Origin of the sequence: Methylobacterium longum, assembly GCF_022179385.1 — a bacterium.
Classification (GTDB): domain Bacteria; phylum Pseudomonadota; class Alphaproteobacteria; order Rhizobiales; family Beijerinckiaceae; genus Methylobacterium; species Methylobacterium longum.
In genome coordinates, this window is sequence record NZ_BPQS01000203.1 from 1 (window position 1) to 280 (window position 280).

Sequence of the window (280 nt, forward strand, 5' to 3'; positions counted from 1 at the left end):
CGGGCCGCCCCGCCGCCGGTGTTCACCCCCGTCCCGGTGTTCACCTGGACCGGCGCCTACTTCGGTATCAACGCCGGCTACGCCTTCGACGCCAGCAGCAACAGCAACAACAACGCCACCTTCGGCGTGCCCGCCCCCTTCGCGGTGCCCGGCACGGCCGCGACCTTCCGCAACCGCAGCCAGGACGGCTTCTCCGGCGGTGGCCAGATCGGCTACAACTTCCAGCTGACCCCGGGCTCGGGCGTGGTCATCGGCATCGAGGCCGACGCCCAGTACCTCG

At 71.1% G+C, this 280-nt stretch carries 1 pseudogene; it reads left to right on the forward strand.

Annotated features, from left to right (window positions below):
• A pseudogene (locus MFF58_RS32105) lies at positions 1–280 on the forward strand (porin family protein); the annotation flags it as partial.